At 67.1% G+C, this 14,612-nt stretch carries 15 protein-coding genes; 7 read left to right on the top strand and 8 right to left on the bottom strand.

Features of this window, described 5'->3' with window-relative positions:
* Positions 1 to 187: 187 nt before the first annotated feature.
* On the bottom strand, positions 188 to 1,423 hold the full coding sequence (locus K3551_RS17635) for an aspartate kinase (protein WP_259916327.1): 1,236 nt from the start codon (positions 1,421 to 1,423) through the stop codon (positions 188 to 190).
* Positions 1,424 to 1,526: 103 nt separating this feature from the next.
* Here K3551_RS17635 and K3551_RS17630 point away from each other — a divergent pair, with 103 nt between their 5' ends.
* Both K3551_RS17630 and K3551_RS17625 read left to right on the top strand, forming a co-directional pair.
* Positions 1,527 to 2,504 carry a glycerophosphodiester phosphodiesterase family protein gene (locus K3551_RS17630; RefSeq protein WP_259916324.1) on the top strand — a complete coding sequence of 326 codons (978 nt, stop codon included), beginning with the start codon at positions 1,527 to 1,529 and terminating at the stop codon, positions 2,502 to 2,504.
* A gap of 64 nt (positions 2,505 to 2,568) precedes the next feature.
* Positions 2,569 to 3,333, top strand: a complete 765-nt coding sequence (locus K3551_RS17625; protein WP_259916323.1) for a DUF2189 domain-containing protein — start codon at positions 2,569 to 2,571, stop codon at positions 3,331 to 3,333.
* Here the strand turns inward: K3551_RS17625 and K3551_RS17620 are convergent.
* From K3551_RS17620 to glmU, 3 genes are all read right to left on the bottom strand, one after another.
* Positions 3,330 to 3,950, bottom strand: a complete 621-nt coding sequence (locus K3551_RS17620) for a DNA alkylation repair protein (RefSeq protein WP_259916320.1) — start codon at positions 3,948 to 3,950, stop codon at positions 3,330 to 3,332. The two genes, K3551_RS17625 and K3551_RS17620, sit on opposite strands and share 4 nt — an antisense overlap.
* A gap of 109 nt (positions 3,951 to 4,059) precedes the next feature.
* Positions 4,060 to 5,865 carry a glutamine--fructose-6-phosphate transaminase (isomerizing) gene (gene glmS / locus K3551_RS17615; protein WP_259916317.1) on the bottom strand — a complete coding sequence of 602 codons (1,806 nt, stop codon included), beginning with the start codon at positions 5,863 to 5,865 and terminating at the stop codon, positions 4,060 to 4,062.
* Positions 5,865 to 7,208: a bifunctional UDP-N-acetylglucosamine diphosphorylase/glucosamine-1-phosphate N-acetyltransferase GlmU gene (glmU, locus tag K3551_RS17610; protein WP_259916314.1), complete on the bottom strand. Its 1,344-nt coding sequence runs from the start codon at positions 7,206 to 7,208 to the stop codon at positions 5,865 to 5,867. The genes glmS and glmU overlap by 1 nt, the downstream gene beginning before the upstream one ends.
* 84 nt (positions 7,209 to 7,292) lie before the next feature.
* Here glmU and K3551_RS17605 point away from each other — a divergent pair, with 84 nt between their 5' ends.
* Positions 7,293 to 7,964 carry an HAD hydrolase-like protein gene (locus tag K3551_RS17605; RefSeq protein ID WP_259916312.1) on the top strand — a complete coding sequence of 224 codons (672 nt, stop codon included), beginning with the start codon at positions 7,293 to 7,295 and terminating at the stop codon, positions 7,962 to 7,964.
* Positions 7,965 to 8,042: 78 nt separating this feature from the next.
* On the opposite strand, the gene K3551_RS17600 is transcribed toward K3551_RS17605, so the two are convergent.
* The 3 genes from K3551_RS17600 to K3551_RS17590 form a co-directional block, all read right to left on the bottom strand.
* Complete coding sequence (locus K3551_RS17600; RefSeq protein WP_311199747.1) at positions 8,043 to 8,780, bottom strand: alpha/beta fold hydrolase; 738 nt, start codon at positions 8,778 to 8,780, stop codon at positions 8,043 to 8,045.
* Between the two features lie 43 nt (positions 8,781 to 8,823).
* Complete coding sequence (locus K3551_RS17595) at positions 8,824 to 9,654, bottom strand: DMT family transporter (RefSeq protein WP_259916304.1); 831 nt, start codon at positions 9,652 to 9,654, stop codon at positions 8,824 to 8,826.
* A 79-nt stretch (positions 9,655 to 9,733) separates the two neighbouring features.
* Positions 9,734 to 10,390, bottom strand: coding sequence for a DUF2161 domain-containing phosphodiesterase (locus K3551_RS17590; protein WP_259916303.1), 657 nt, complete (start codon positions 10,388 to 10,390; stop codon positions 9,734 to 9,736).
* An 86-nt stretch (positions 10,391 to 10,476) separates the two neighbouring features.
* Here K3551_RS17590 and K3551_RS17585 point away from each other — a divergent pair, with 86 nt between their 5' ends.
* The 4 genes from K3551_RS17585 (at position 10,477) to K3551_RS17570 (ending at position 13,885) form a co-directional block, all read left to right on the top strand.
* On the top strand, positions 10,477 to 11,397 hold the full coding sequence (locus K3551_RS17585) for a manganese-dependent inorganic pyrophosphatase (protein ID WP_259916300.1): 921 nt from the start codon (positions 10,477 to 10,479) through the stop codon (positions 11,395 to 11,397).
* 81 nt (positions 11,398 to 11,478) lie between these two features.
* Positions 11,479 to 11,931: a RimK/LysX family protein gene (locus tag K3551_RS17580; RefSeq protein ID WP_259916286.1), complete on the top strand. Its 453-nt coding sequence runs from the start codon at positions 11,479 to 11,481 to the stop codon at positions 11,929 to 11,931.
* Positions 11,928 to 12,833: a 30S ribosomal protein S6--L-glutamate ligase gene (gene rimK, locus K3551_RS17575; protein ID WP_259916283.1), complete on the top strand. Its 906-nt coding sequence runs from the start codon at positions 11,928 to 11,930 to the stop codon at positions 12,831 to 12,833. Before K3551_RS17580 ends, rimK begins: the two co-directional genes overlap by 4 nt.
* Positions 12,833 to 13,885: a succinylglutamate desuccinylase/aspartoacylase family protein gene (locus K3551_RS17570; RefSeq protein ID WP_259916280.1), complete on the top strand. Its 1,053-nt coding sequence runs from the start codon at positions 12,833 to 12,835 to the stop codon at positions 13,883 to 13,885. Before rimK ends, K3551_RS17570 begins: the two co-directional genes overlap by 1 nt.
* Before the next feature lie 12 nt (positions 13,886 to 13,897).
* Here K3551_RS17570 and K3551_RS17565 read toward each other — a convergent pair whose 3' ends face one another.
* The gene (locus K3551_RS17565; protein ID WP_259916279.1) at positions 13,898 to 14,398 is read right to left on the bottom strand and encodes an Lrp/AsnC family transcriptional regulator; all 501 of its coding nucleotides are present in this window, start codon (positions 14,396 to 14,398) and stop codon (positions 13,898 to 13,900) included.
* Positions 14,399 to 14,612: the final 214 nt, after the last annotated feature.

Raw genomic sequence — 14,612 nt, 5'->3', positions numbered from 1 at the left:
GACCCGGCCAGGATCGTGGCGAACAGCCCGTTATCCGGGCTGCAATTCCGACGAAGGCGGTGCCCGCATCGGCCATCTGGCCGGTCCGTCGGGCCCCGCGCTGGCGATCCGGTCAAGCCTGCGCAGGGTCGGGGCTGAGCCCCAAGAACCCCGTCCCACGCCCCCCCGCCGTGGGCGGGGGCGGGCGTCAGGCTTTTTCCAGCTCGAAGGCGTCGTGCAGGGCCTGAACCGCCAGTTCCATGTACTTGCGATCAATCAGGACGGAGATCTTGATCTCCGACGTGGTGATGACCTTGATGTTGATGCCCTCGGCAGACAAGGCCTGGAACATCCGCGCCGCCACACCGGCGTGCGACCGCATGCCGATCCCGACCACCGACACCTTGCTGACGTCCGTGTCGGCAATCAGGTCGTGGAAGTTGATGGCCCCGGCCTCCATCGCGTCGCGTACCGCTTTTTCGGCGCGCGCCACCTGATCGACCGGCAGGCTGAACGTCATGTCGGTGCGGCCGTCTTCGGCGATGTTCTGGACGATCATGTCCACGTTCACGCCCGACTCGGCCAGGGGGCCGAAAATGGCGGCGCTGACGCCCGGGCGGTCGGCCACCGAGACCAGGGTCATCTTGGCCTCGTCGCGGCTGTAGGCCACGCCTGCGATCACATTCGATTCCATGATGTCCTCCTCGTCGCAGACCAATGTGCCCGCATTGTCGGATTGTTCCTCAAAACTGCTGAGAACCCTCAGCCGCACCTTGTAGCGCATCGCCAGCTCGACCGAGCGGGTCTGCAGAACCTTTGCGCCCAGCGACGCCAGCTCCAGCATTTCCTCAAAGGCGATGCGATCCAGCTTGCGCGCCTTGGACGCGATGCGCGGGTCGGTGGTATAGACCCCGTCGACGTCGGTGTAGATGTCGCAACGCTCCGCCTCGAAGGCGGCGGCAAAGGCCACGGCGGTCGTGTCCGACCCACCGCGTCCCAGCGTGGTGATCCGGCCCTCGGGGCTGACACCCTGAAAGCCCGCGACGACGGCGACCTGCATGCCCTTGGCAAAGCGGTCGTCGAAATTGTCTGTCGGGATGTCCTCGATCCGCGCGGATGAATGGGCCGAGGTCGTCTTGACCGGCACCTGCCAGCCCTGCCAGCTGCGCGCCTCGATGCCGTTTTCCTGCAACACCAGCGCCAGCAGACCGGCGGTGACATTCTCGCCCGAGGACACCACGGCATCGTATTCGCGCGCGTCATACATCGGCGAGGTTTCACCCACCCAACCCACCAGTTCGTTGGTCTTGCCCGACATGGCCGAGACGACGACGATCACCTCATAGCCTTTGGCCACCTCGACGCCCACGCGTTTGGCAACGCGTCGGATGCGGTCGAGGTTGGCGACGGAGGTTCCGCCGAATTTCATCACGAGTCGCGGCATGGGCGCCTCCGGGTCATTGGTCCGGGGCCTGTTAGGGGTTTGCCGGGCCGGGGGCAAGGTGGGGGCGTTGCCATGATCGCGCGGTTTTGCGAACGTCGCGGGAATGACCCGTCTGATGCGCCCCCTATCGGTCTTCTCCCTCCTTCTCCTTGCGCTCTGGCTGGGGAACACTTCGGCCATCGTCGCTCTCCCCGAGGACCGCACGCCGCGCCTGCTGGCACATCGCGGTGTCCACCAGATCCGTGCGGGAACGGAGCGAACGAACGATACCTGCACCGCCAACCCTATCCTGCCGGTGACACACGACTATATCGCCAACACCCGCCGCTCGATGCAGGCGGCGTTCGGGTTCGGGGCCGATGTGGTAGAGATTGACGTGCATCTCACCCCCGACGGGCAGTTCGCGGTCTTTCACGACTGGCGGCTGGAGTGTCAGACCGATGGCACCGGCGTGACCCATGAACAGCCGATGACGCTGTTGCGCGGGTTGGATCTGGGCCACGGCTATACCAGCGACGGAGAGAGCTTCCCCCTGCGGGGCACCGCACGGGGGCAGATGCCGACCCTGGCCGAGGTCCTGTCGGATGGCTCCGGCCCCTACCTCATCAACTTCAAGAGCCGCCGCGCGGAGGAAGGCGCGGCACTGGCGGAGCTGCTGTCGGCAGGCGACCACGACGCGCAGGTCTTCGGCGTCTATGGCGGCGCGCCGCCCACGCGTGCGGCGTTGGCGGCGCGTCCGGGCTTGCGGGGCTACGACCGCCCGGCGCTGAAGGCCTGCGTGATCCGCTACGCCCTTCTGGGGTGGTCCGGCTACGTGCCGGAGGCCTGTCGCGACCGGCTGATCGCGCTGCCGTTGAATGTGGCCCCCTGGCTCTGGGGGTGGCCGCACCGGTTGACCGCGCGCATGGCAACGCACGGAACGACCGTGATCCTTCTCGGGCCGCTCGACGGTTCCGGCTTTTCCAGCGGGATCGACGATGAACAGATGTTGGCCCGCGTGCCCGCCCGGCTGGACGCGTACCTCTGGACCAACCGGATCGAGGTCATCGGCCCATTGCGTCGCGCAAAACCCGCGCCATGATGCAGGTCAAGGACGGCCCGCGGTCGCCCGCGCACCCTGATCCCGCCCCCAGAGGAGGAGCGTCATGACACCCGACCCCCCCGCGCCCCTGCCGCCTGTCCCAAGGCTGGCCGCCGGCGACCTGGGCCGCGCCTTGCGCGCGGGCTGGGCCGATTACCTGTCCGCCCCGCATTACGGGCTGTTCTTTGCGGCGATCTATGTGCTGGCGGGGCTGGCCTTGCGCGGGCTGGGCGCGGGGCTGTTCACCTGGACGCTGACGCTGTCGCTGGGGTTTCCGCTGATCGCGCCCTTCCTGGCCGTCGGCCTCTATGAGGTGTCGCGCCGCCTTCATGGGGGCGAGCCGCTCAGCTTTCCCGCTGTCCTGGGCGTCGTCTGGCGCGAGCGGACGCGGCAGATCCCATGGGCGGGTGCGGTTCTGCTGATCTACTTTCTGTTCTGGTCCTTCGTGGCCCACATGCTGTTTGCCCTGATCATGGGGCCCTCGGCCTTGCTGGGCCCGCCCGACGACCTGGCCAGTTATCTGGGCGGGCGCGGGCTGGCGATGATCGCGGCAGAACTTCTGTTTGGCGGGCTTTGCGCGCTGTTCCTCTTTGCGGTGACCTGCGTCAGCCTGCCGATGCTGTTGGAACGCGAGGTCGATTTCGTCACCGCCATGCGCCACAGCCTGGCGGTGTTTCGCGCCAACCCGGTGGTCCTGACGGCCTGGGCGGCGCTGATCGCGGGGCTGACACTGGCGGCCCTGGTGCCCTGGTTCACCGGGCTGCTGGTGGTGCTGCCGGTGCTGGGCCATGCCAGTTGGCACCTTTATCGCCGGGCTGTGCCTGCCTAGGCGCGAAAGGCGGCCACCCGCTCGGGGTCGTGTTTGGCCAGGTCGCGCAGCCAGCCGTCGATGGCTTGACGGATCACCGGGCGCGTCTCGTCTGTCATGGCGGCGGCCAGGGCCAGCACCTGTTCGCGCGCCGCCTGCTCCGCTTCGGAGGGGTGGCGCAGCTTGGCAAAGCCTGCCGTGCCGGTGAACACCGCGCGCCGGGTCCAGACGTTCGCCGCACCCGCCCAGTCGTCCAGAACCGTCAGCCGCGTCGGATCGGCGGCAAAGCGGCGCCCGATCGCCGCCGCCCCCGCATCCGCGATGGCCCGACAGTCGAAGTGGTGCACCCAGCGTTCCAGCAGGGCCCAGACCCCGACATCGGGCCGGATCCGCGCCTGCGTCAGCATCCGCAGCGCCAGCATCCGCGCGTCGAACCCCTCGGCCCGCCACAGCGCATCCGCCAGCAGAACCCGACGATCCACGCTGACTGCCTCGCGCACCTCCACCGCCAGATCCCGCAGCACTTCGGGTGCCACGCCCAGTGTTTCGCGGTCGGTGCGATTGGCGGCGCGGTCCTTGGCGGCCCGTTCCGGGTCTGCGGCGGCCGTCAGCCGGGCCATGATCTCATCGAGGGTCATCAACGTTCCAATCCGGCCCAGTCTTCCTCTGGCCATAAATACCGCGGGGGAGTCCCGCAGGGACGGGGGCAGAGCCCCCGCGCCCCCCGCGCAGATGCGATCAGGGGGCTTATTCCACCGTCACCGATTTGGCCAGATTGCGCGGCTGGTCCACGTCCGTGCCCTTGTGATCGGCGGTGTGATAGGCCAGCAGCTGCGCTGGCAACGCATACAGAATGGGGGCCAGCAACGGGTCTACCTTGGGCATCACCAGGACTTCCCAGACGCCTTCGGATGCGGCGGCGGCCCCTTCGGCGTCGGTCACCAGCAGAACCTGCCCCTCGCGGGCCATGACCTCCTGCATGTTGCTGACGGTCTTGTCGAACAGCGGGTCCATCGGTGCGAAAACCACCACCGGCAGGGTCCGGTCGACCAGGGCAATCGGCCCGTGCTTCAACTCGCCGGAGGCATAGGCCTCGGCATGGATATAGCTGATTTCCTTCAGCTTGAGCGCGCCTTCGTGGGCCAGGGGATACATCGGTCCGCGCCCCAGGAACAGGATGTCGGTCGCCTCGGCCAGGCGGCGGGCCAAGGCCTCGCAGCGGCTCTCGATGCCCAGGGCCGACGAGACGATCCCCGGCAGGGCACGCAATTCGCCCACCAGTGCCGATTCCCGTGCGGGGGACACGTGCCCGCGCTGCACGCCGGCCCGGATGGCCAGGCACAGCAGGACCGCCAGCTGGTTGACGAAGGCCTTGGTCGAGGCGACGCCCACCTCCACACCCGCATGGATCGGAAAGGCGGTATCGCTCTCGCGGGCAATCGACGAGGTGTCGACGTTGACCACCGACAGGATCGCGCGCGCCTGGCCCTTGGCATAACGCAGCGCCGCCAGCGTGTCCGCCGTCTCGCCCGATTGCGACACGAACAGCGCGGTGTTGCAGGCCCCGATCGGCCCCTCTCGGTAGCGGTATTCAGAGGCGATATCCACATCCACCGGCAGGCGGGCCAAGGCCTCGAACCAGTATTTCGCCACTGTGCAGGCAATATGCGCGGTGCCGCAGGCGATCATCTGCACCCGGTCGGTGGCGGCAAAGTCGTAGTCGCCCGGCGGGGCCACCCGGTCGCCGTCCAGATAGGTGTTCAGCACATCCGACAGGGTCTGCGGCTGTTCATGGATTTCCTTGGCCATGAAATGCTTGTGGCCGGCCTTTTCGATCCGTGTGGCCTCCATCCGGATGCGGCGCATTTCGCGGTGGGTCTGCTTGCCCTCGGCGTCGAAAATACGGGCTCCCGCGCGGGTCACGACGGCGCGGTCGCCTTCCTCCAGATAGGTCATCCGGTCGGTCAGCGGGCCCAGTGCGATGGCGTCCGATCCCACGAACATCTCGCCGTCGCCATGGCCGATGGCCAAGGGGGATCCGGCCCGGGCCGCGATCAGCAGGTCGTCCTGTGCGTCGAACAGGAAGCACAGGGCATAGGCACCTTCCAACCGGTCAATCGTGGCAAAGGCCGCATCCTTGGGCGACAGCCCCTCGGACAGATAGCTTTCGCAAAGGCGCACGATGGTTTCGGTGTCGGTCTCGCTCTCGAAGGTGCCGCCCAACTCGGCGCGCAGCTCGCGGAAGTTCTCGATGATGCCGTTGTGGACGACCGCCACCCGGCCCGCGCGGTGCGGGTGGGCATTGGCGACCGTGGGGCTGCCGTGGGTGGCCCAGCGGGTGTGGCCGATGCCCGCGCGCCCGGCCAGCGGATCCTCGACCAGCAGGTCGGCCAGATTGACCAGCTTGCCGACCGCGCGGCGCCGGTCCAGCACACCGTCGCGGACCGTGGCGATGCCCGCGCTGTCATAGCCGCGGTATTCCAGCCGCTTGAGCGCATCCAGCATGATCGGCGCGGCCTGGTGGTCGCCCAGGATCCCGATAATTCCGCACATCAGCGTTTCTCCTTCGCGGCTTTCAGTTTGGCCCGCAGCCGCGTGGCAAAGCCTTCGCGGGTCACTTGCTGGGCCCGGCCCAGGGCCAGCGCGCCGTCCGCCACATCCATCGTGATCACGCTGCCCGAGCCGGTCATCGCGCCCGCGCCCACGCGCACCGGGGCCACCAGCATGGTGGACGAGCCGATAAAGGCGTCCTCGCCGATCTCGGTCCGGTGCTTGAAATAGCCATCGTAATTGCAGGTGACGGTGCCCGCGCCGATATTTGCCCGCGCGCCGACCTCGGCGTCGCCCACATAGGTCAGATGGTTGATCTTGGCCCCCTCGTGGACCTGGGCGTTTTTCACTTCGACGAAGTTGCCGATCTTGGCACCCCGGTCCAGTTCCGCCCCCGGACGCAGGCGGGCATAGGGCCCGATCACGCATCCCTCAGAGACGTGGCACCCCTCCAGATGGCTGAACGCGCGCAGGGTCGCGCCGCTTTCGACGGTGACGCCGGGGCCGAAGACGACGTTCGGCTCGACGATGACATCCCGGCCCAGATAGGTGTCATGGGCGAAGAACACCGTTTCGGGCGCGGTCAGGGTGGCCCCGTTTTCCATCGCCTCGGTACGCTTGCGGGTCTGAAAGGTCGCCTCGGCGGCGGCCAGATCCATACGGGTGTTGACGCCCATCGTTTCTGCTTCGGGGCAGGTGACGACGCGGGCCGACAGACGGGCGGCACGGGCCAGGCCGATCACGTCGGTCAGGTAATATTCGCCTGAGGCATTGTCGTTGCCGACCTGATCCAACAGCGCGAACAACGTCGCGGCATCGGCGGCCAGAACGCCGGAATTGCACAGCCGGATCGACAGTTCATCGGGGGTGGCGTCCTTGGCTTCCACGATCCGCTCCAACCGGTCGCCATCGGCGACAAGGCGGCCATACCGACCGGGATCGGCCGCTTCAAAGCCCAGGACGACCACATCGGCCCCGGCGGCGCGCGCGTCCAGCATGGCCTGCAGGGTCTCGGCCCGGATAAAGGGCGTGTCACCATACAGAACGATCGCATCGCCGGCAAAACCGTCCAGCGCCGCCTGCGCCTGTTGCACAGCGTGACCGGTGCCCAGTTGTTCGGTCTGGCGCACCACGGTGGCTTCCGGGTCGTGGTCCCGCGCGGCTGCTTCGACCGCGTCGCCGCCATGGCCCGCAACGATGACGGTGCGGTCGGGCGACAGGCTTTGCCCCGCGATCAAGGCATGCACAAGCAGCGGCGCATGGGCGACCTGATGCAGCACCTTGGGCAGGTCGGACTGCATGCGGCTGCCCTGTCCGGCGGCCAAAACGATCAGAGCTGTGGGCATGTGAGGCCTTTCCTTGCGGTCCCCGCCGTTCTAGCTGCCCTTGGACGTGCCGCAAGGGCGGGATCGGCGAAAGGGCACCGAGACATGAAACGAACTGTCATTTTCGATCTGGACGGCACGCTCTGCGACACTTCCGGCGATTTGCTGGCGGCTGCCAATGCGGCCCTGGCGCATCTGGGTCAGGTGGAACGGCTGGATGCGGACCGGGTGGAGGATCGCGCCACCGCGCTGCGCGGGGGGCGCGCCATGCTGCGCCTGGCCCTCGGGCGCGCGGGCATCGAGGATGAGGCGCTGGTCGATGCGGGCTATCAGCCGCTGCTGGACGCCTACGGTCAGGCGATTTCCCGGCACACCACCTTTTATCCCGGTGCGCTGGACGCGGTCGCGGCCCTGCGGGCGCAGGGCGATGCCGTCGGGATCGCCACCAACAAGCCAGAGGGCCTGGCCGAACAGCTTATGGCCGACCTGGGCGCGCGGCATTTGTTCGACAGCCTCGTGGGTGCCGATACCCTGCCTGTGCGCAAACCCCATCCCGACCACATGGTCGCCGCAGTGGACCGCGCGGGCGGGGACATGGCGCGGGCGGTCCTGATCGGGGACACCGACACCGACCGCAAGACGGCGACGGCGGCGCGGGTGCCCTGTGTTCTGGTCACTTTCGGCCCCGGTGCCCATGATGTGTCAAGCCTGTCGCCCGAGGCGCTGCTGCACCATTACGACGACCTCGACGCCGTCCTGGCCGCCCTCGACCTGTGATCCGCAGGCCGGGGAAATTCCCGGACCGCAGACAGTCGGGCATAGTCGTCGGGGAAGGGGCCCCGCACCGCTACTCCATTAGTCCGTCAGCGTCTCGATCACATCGAGCAGACCCAGGCCCGGCTCGAACCGACCGGTCCGCAGGAACGACAGCACCTGACCGATCACGACCGGGTTGTTCATCAGAAAGGTGTGGCTGACGGGCAGGGTCAGATGCGCCGTCATCCCCTCGACCTTGGTGGATGCGACCGACACCTTGCCGTCGTCCGCCCCCGGCAGGATCACCGAATAGACCGGGTTCAGGCTGCGCGATCCGGCGATGATGCCCACGTTGCGCCAGACGGGGCCCAGACGCGCCGGCAGGCCATCGGTCGACAGTTGGCCCCCTGCCGGGCCGTTCAGCCATTCGAAGGGGGCCAGCTCTCCCAATTCGTCTACCAGTTCCGAACCCTGATTCGGCGGGGCCAGCATCACCGTCCGGCCCAGGCGCGGCACCTGATGGTGCGACACGTATTGCCGCAGCAGGATGCCGCCCATGGAATGGGTGACGAAATGCACGCGGTAGGCGTCAGCGGGGCAGGCGGCCAGTGCCTCGGGCAGGGCGGTGCTTGCCAGCTCTTCGATCGGGGCCACGGTGCTGTCGTAGTCGCTGTTGACGACGGCATACCCCTCCAGCGTCAGCGTCTCCTGCATCAGCAGAAAGGAGGTATCCTCCCGCGCCAATCCATGCAGCAGCACGACGCATTCCGGGCCGGGGGGCGTCCCGGCCAAGGCCGCCAGCGGCAGAAAGGAGAGGAGGAGCGCACGCAACATCATTCCGTAAACATAAACCGCGCGGGCGCGCAGCACACCCGTGACGTCACGCCCGGCGCAGACGCAAGGTGGCCAGCGCGATCCCCGCTAATACGAGCGCGCCGGCAGCCAGCGCGCGGGGCGAGGGCACCTCTGCCAGGATCAGCGCGCCAGCCAGCATCGCGATGACCGGCACCGACAGCTGCGCCAGGCCCGCCGTGGCACTGCCCATAGCGGGCAATACCCGGAACAGCATGGCATATCCCAACCCCGATGCGACGCCGCCCGACAGAACCGCCATCAGCGCGCCGAACCCGGTGATCGGCCCATCCAGCCAAAGCGGTGCGGCCAGCGCGAACAATCCGGCAGCCAGCAGAAAGTTGCCCGCAGATCCGGCCAGGGGGCGCGGCTCGAACCGCCCAGCCAGCGAATAGAAGGCCCAGGCCAGCCCGGCCGCGACCATCAGACCCGCATCGATCAGGTCGATCCGCGTCCCCTCACCGGGCCACAGCAGCCAGGCCAGCCCCCCCAGCGCCAGCGCCATGCCGCCCAGTTGTCGTGGTCCCGTGCCCTCTCCGCGTGCAAGGCCGATCCCGAACAGCCCCAGTTGCACCATCGCAAACAGGATCAGCGCGCCGACGCCCGCGTCCAAGGTGCGATAGGCCAAGGAAAACCCGAGCAGATAGATCGCCAGCGCCAGCGCCGCGCCCCAACGCCGACCGCCGGTCAGGGTGATGCCCCGGCGCAGCGACAGCAGGGACAGGACCACCGCCCCGGCCCCAACGCGAAGGGCGGCAAAGGCCAGCGGGTCCGTGCCGTCCAGCACACCTGCGCGGGTCAGCAGGGAATTGGCGGCCAGAAAGCACATGGCCAGCGCGGCAAGGAGGAATAGCTGCATGCCCCCTGAGTGACCGGCGGGCGTATCGCTGTCGAGAGGGGGCGCAAACTTTCACGAAAAGTTTGCCTCAAATCCTTATTTAAGGATTTGTCCCCGTCGCGACCGCGCGCCCGGCTTCCGACAGGTCATAGACCCCGACCGATATCTTCACGAACCACCCGTAATGATTGTCCCGCAGGATCCGCGTCGCCTGCGGCACCTCGGTGGCATCCCGCGCCACGCTGCCCTTGCAGGCCCCATGCGCCGCCAGATGCGCCGCCAGCGCCAGCGCGTCCTGCCGGTATGAGGTCATGAGCCCGTCGCGCGTGGCCCCGCCCTGGGCCGGATCGCCGCGCCGACGCGCGAATTCCCGCAAGAGCCGCTCGCGCGGTTTCTTCAGCAGGCGCGGCTGGAACGGACCCGGATCGCAGTGCACCACCACCAGCCCGTCGCGCAGACGCACGGTGATCACGCCCAGACCCAATCGGCGGGCCAGTTTGAGGTTGGATTTCAACGCCCCATAGGCCCGCGCGCCGGACCCCTCTGGCACGGCCAGGTACACATGCGGCGTGATGGCCTGCCTGTCGATGCATTGGTTCACAAGGGACAGGCTGAACCCGGTTTTCAACTCGACGATGACCGGCGGGTCTTCGCCACGCACCCCGACCACATCCGCCGCGCCGATTTCGCCTTTGACGACATAGCCTTGCCCTTCCAGCAGGGCCTTGACCGGCGGGTAGAGATCGGTTTCGCGCATTGGTCCTCCGGTCGGCGTGGGCGTGACAAGCCCGCGTGGGCGCGATATGGCCGCGCCAAATTCGTTTCTGATGAAGGACGTCGCCCATGACCACCCTCGTTTTCGGCCACAAGTCGCCCGATACCGATTCCACCGGCTCTCCTATTGCGTGGGCCTGGTACCTGTCAGAGGTCGCAGGCACCCCCGCCGCGCCCGCCCTGCTGGGCGAGCCGAACACCGAGGCCGCCTTCATGCTGACCCGCTGGGGTCTGGACAAGCCGCAGATCATCGCCGACGTCGAGGCGGATCAGCCCTGCGTGATCGTGGACACCAACAACCCCGCCGAACTGCCTGCCAATATCGCCAAGGCGGACGTGCGCCAGATCATCGACCACCACAAGCTGGTCGGCGGGCTGGAAACGGCCGGTCCGATCGACATCACCATCCGCCCGCTGGCCTGCACCGCGACGATCATGGCCGACCTGATGGGCCAGGCCCTGTCGACCGCGCCCGAGGGCATCAAGGGCGCGATGTTGACCTGCATCCTGTCGGACACGCTGGAATTCCGGTCGCCCACCACGACCGACCATGACCGCGCCGTGGCCGAACGCCTGGCCGAGGATCTGGGCGTCTCGATCCCCGATCTGGCCGCCGAGATGTTCGCCGCCAAATCCGACGTCTCGGCCTTTTCCGAGGCGGAGCTTCTGCGGATGGACTCCAAGGAATATGCGGTCGAGGGCACAAAGTTCCGCGTCTCGGTTCTGGAAACCACCTCGCCGGCGGCCGTTCTGGACCGCAAGGCCGCCTTGATGGAGGCGATGCCGGCGGTTGCCGCCGAGGACGGGGTGGAACAGGTTCTGTTGTTCGTTGTGGACATCCTGAACGAGGAAGCCACGATGCTGATCCCCAACGACCTGTCCAAGACCGTGGCCGAGAAAAGCTTCGCCGCCACCGTGTCTGGCGATACCGTCGTCCTGCCCGGCGTGATGAGCCGCAAGAAGCAGATCATCCCGGCGCTAAAGGTTTGATCGAACTGCCCTCATGGCCTGTAGCCATGGGGGCGGACCTGCCCTAAAGTCCCCAGAGACGTCCAGTAGGGGAGACGTGCAATGCTCGTCATCGGCTGGCAAGAACGTGTGGGTCTGCCTCTTTTGGGATTGGGCAGCCTGCGCGCCAAGATCGACACGGGCGCGCGCACCTCTGCCCTGCACGCGACCGAGATAGAGACCTTCGTGCGCGACGATGCGCAATGGGTCCGGTTCCACACCCGGTTCGACGACGACGCGCGCGACACCGACGTGGAATGCCCGGTCCACGACCAACGCGACATCACCAATACCAGCGGCGTCCCCGAGACGCGCATCGTGATCCGCACGCGGTTTCGCATCGCGCGGCGGGCCTGGTCGATCGACCTGTCGCTCACCGAGCGTACTGAAATGAGCTTTCGCATGATCGTGGGCCGCAGCGCCCTCAGCCGCCACGGGATCGTCGTCGATCCGGGGCGGCACTATCTGACCAGCAATGCCGACCTGCCGAAATCAACCCGAAGGAATAGATCATGAAAATCGCGATGATGGCCCGGAATGCCAATCTCTATTCCCACCAGCGCCTGAAAGAGGCCGCTGAGGCGCGCGGCCACGAGTTGCAGATCATCAACACGCTGCGCTGCTACATGAACATCGCCAGCCGCCGGCCCGAGATGTATTACAACGGGGAAAAGCTTGTCGGCTTTGACGCGGTCATCCCCCGCATCGGGGCCTCGATCACCTTTTACGGGCTCGCCGTGTTGCGGCAGTTCGAGATGATGGGCGTCTATCCGTTGAACGAATCTGTGGCCATCGGGCGGTCGCGCGACAAGCTGCGGTCGATGCAGCTGCTGGCACGGGACGGCATCGGCCTGCCGGTCACGACCTTCGCCCACGACCCCAAGCAGACCGAAGAGGTTCTGGCCCTGGCCGGCGGCGCGCCCCTGGTGGTCAAACTGCTGGAGGGCACGCAGGGCCTGGGCGTGGTGTTGGCCGACACGGACCGGTCCGCCAAATCGGTAATCGAGGCCTTCCGCGCCACCAACACCAACATCCTGATCCAGGAGTTCATCAAGGAGGCGGGCGGCACCGACATCCGCGCGCTGGTCATCGGCGGCAAGGTCGTCGCCGCGATGAAACGTACCGGGGCCGAAGGCGAATTCCGGTCCAACCTGCACCGGGGCGGCTCGGCCCAGGTCATCAAGTTGACCCCGGAGGAACGCTCGACCGCGGTGCGTGCCGCGAAATCCATGGGCCTTGCGGTCTGCGGTGTCGACATGCTGCGCGCCAATCACGGGGCCGTCGTGATGGAGGTCAATTCCTCTCCGGGGCTGGAAGGGGTCGAAAAGGCCACGGGCATCGACATCGCGGGCAAGATCATCGAGCACCTGGAAAAGAGCGCCAAGCCCGGCGTGACCCGGACCAAGGGCAAGGGCTGATGCCGAAGACGGCGCGCCGCCCGGCCTTCGTGATCGGCGACAGGACGGTTGATCCGGGCACGCGCGCCGTCGTCGAACTGCCGGTCAGCCGTCTGTCGGACCACACGCCGGTGTCGATGTCGGTGCAGGTCATCCACGGGCGCATCGACGGGCCCACCGTCTTTGTCAGCGCGGGCATCCACGGCGACGAAGTCATCGGCGTGGAAATCGTGCGCCGCCTGTTGCGGTCCGCGGCGTTGAAGTCGGTGAAGGGCACGCTGATCGTGATCCCAATCGTGAACGCCTTCGGCTTCATGAACCACTCCCGCTATCTGCCCGACCGCCGCGATCTGAACCGCTGTTTTCCCGGCACGCGGTCCGGCTCGCTCGGCTCCCGGCTGGCGCATATCTTCCTGCATGAGATCGTGGCCCGTTGCGATCTGGGCATCGACCTGCATTCGGCGGCGATCCACCGCACCAACCTGCCGCAGATCCGGATTTCGCCCGACAGCCCAACAATGCGCGACCTGGCCGAGGTTTTCGGTGCCCCCGTGATCCTGCAATCCCCCCTGCGCGACGGTAGCCTGCGCGGCGCGGCCAAGGACATCGGCCGCGATGTGTTGCTCTATGAGGCGGGCGAGGGGCTGCGGTTCGACGAATACTGCGTGCGCGCGGGCGTTGCGGGCATCCTGCGCGTGCTGCGCTACAAGGGGATGATCGGGGGGCGCGGGATCATGGCGGCCCGGGCCAAGCCGCAGCTCTGCACCAGTTCCAAATGGCTGCGCGCCCCGGCGGGCGGCCTGCTTCGAACCTACCGCGCCGATGGGGACGTGGTGGCCGAGGGCACGGTCATGGGCGCGGTCGCCGATCCCTTCGGCAAGGTCGAGCAGGAAATCATCGCGCCTTTCGACGGGATCGTCGTCGGGCGTGCGGTCATGCCCGTCGTTAACGAAGGCGATGCCGTGTTCCACCTGGCACGGGTGCCATCGGTCGCCCAGGCCGAAGCCTCGGTCGATGATCTGGCCGGGCAAATCGCGGGCGATCCGCTGTTCGACGAGGACGAAATCATCTGACCCCGCGCGGGATCAGGCCTCCTGCGCCAGCCGGGCTTCGAGCACGTCAAAGGGCACGCCGGGCACATCCTTGGCCCCCCGGATCACCAGCGAAGTCTTGACCGACGCCACGTTGTCGGCCGCCGTCAGTGCCCCGGTCAGAAACGACTGAAAGGTCGACAGATCCGGGGCCACGCACTTCAGGATGAAGTCGATTTCGCCGTTCAGCATGTGACATTCCCGCACCAACGGCCAGTCGCGGCACAACGCCTCAAAGGCGGAAAGATCCACCTCTGCCTGTCGCTGCAGGGACACCATGGCAAAGACCTGCACCTCGAACCCCAGTTTCCGCGCGTCCACATCGGCGTGGTAGCCTTGGATGAACCCGGCCTCTTCCAGCGCGCGGACACGGCGCAGGCAAGGCGGGGCACTGATGCCGACGCGGCGCGCCAGCTCCACGTTTGTCATGCGCCCATCGTCCTGCAACTCGGCCAGGATCTGGCGGTCGATGGGGTCAAGCTTGGAAATAGGCATGGGTGAATCCGTTGCAGGGCAGTTTGCGTGTCTGTCTCACAGCCCGGCATCTGGCGCAACATTCTTTCAAGTAGGCGAAAGATACTTGCGGAAATGGGCCCAATTTGCACCCCCTCTTGGATCCGGGATCGCGGCATCCTCCTGGCTGCGGCGCGAATGCCGGGACAATCGCCCGCGCCGGGGGCGATCGGGGCGTTTGTGCCCGACTTTGACG

This window comes from Jannaschia sp. M317 (genome assembly GCF_025141175.1).
Lineage (GTDB): Bacteria > Pseudomonadota > Alphaproteobacteria > Rhodobacterales > Rhodobacteraceae > Jannaschia.
The sequence above is the reverse complement of the archived record's forward strand: the minus strand, read 5'-3'. Positions and strand labels throughout refer to the sequence as shown.

Coding starts and splice junctions, on each gene's coding strand:
- K3551_RS17620 (WP_259916320.1), bottom strand. CDS start 3,950: ATGACCCTCGATGAGATCATGGCCCGGCTGACGGCCGCCGCAGACCCG.
- K3551_RS17595 (WP_259916304.1), bottom strand. CDS start 9,654: ATGCAGCTATTCCTCCTTGCCGCGCTGGCCATGTGCTTTCTGGCCGCC.
- K3551_RS17625 (WP_259916323.1), top strand. CDS start 2,569: ATGACACCCGACCCCCCCGCGCCCCTGCCGCCTGTCCCAAGGCTGGCC.
- rimK (WP_259916283.1), top strand. CDS start 11,928: ATGAAAATCGCGATGATGGCCCGGAATGCCAATCTCTATTCCCACCAG.
- K3551_RS17630 (WP_259916324.1), top strand. CDS start 1,527: ATGACCCGTCTGATGCGCCCCCTATCGGTCTTCTCCCTCCTTCTCCTT.
- K3551_RS17570 (WP_259916280.1), top strand. CDS start 12,833: ATGCCGAAGACGGCGCGCCGCCCGGCCTTCGTGATCGGCGACAGGACG.
- K3551_RS17585 (WP_259916300.1), top strand. CDS start 10,477: ATGACCACCCTCGTTTTCGGCCACAAGTCGCCCGATACCGATTCCACC.
- K3551_RS17565 (WP_259916279.1), bottom strand. CDS start 14,398: ATGCCTATTTCCAAGCTTGACCCCATCGACCGCCAGATCCTGGCCGAG.
- K3551_RS17605 (WP_259916312.1), top strand. CDS start 7,293: ATGAAACGAACTGTCATTTTCGATCTGGACGGCACGCTCTGCGACACT.
- glmS (WP_259916317.1), bottom strand. CDS start 5,865: ATGTGCGGAATTATCGGGATCCTGGGCGACCACCAGGCCGCGCCGATC.
- K3551_RS17580 (WP_259916286.1), top strand. CDS start 11,479: ATGCTCGTCATCGGCTGGCAAGAACGTGTGGGTCTGCCTCTTTTGGGA.
- K3551_RS17635 (WP_259916327.1), bottom strand. CDS start 1,423: ATGCCGCGACTCGTGATGAAATTCGGCGGAACCTCCGTCGCCAACCTC.
- glmU (WP_259916314.1), bottom strand. CDS start 7,208: ATGCCCACAGCTCTGATCGTTTTGGCCGCCGGACAGGGCAGCCGCATG.
- K3551_RS17590 (WP_259916303.1), bottom strand. CDS start 10,390: ATGCGCGAAACCGATCTCTACCCGCCGGTCAAGGCCCTGCTGGAAGGG.
- K3551_RS17600 (WP_311199747.1), bottom strand. CDS start 8,780: ATGATGTTGCGTGCGCTCCTCCTCTCCTTTCTGCCGCTGGCGGCCTTG.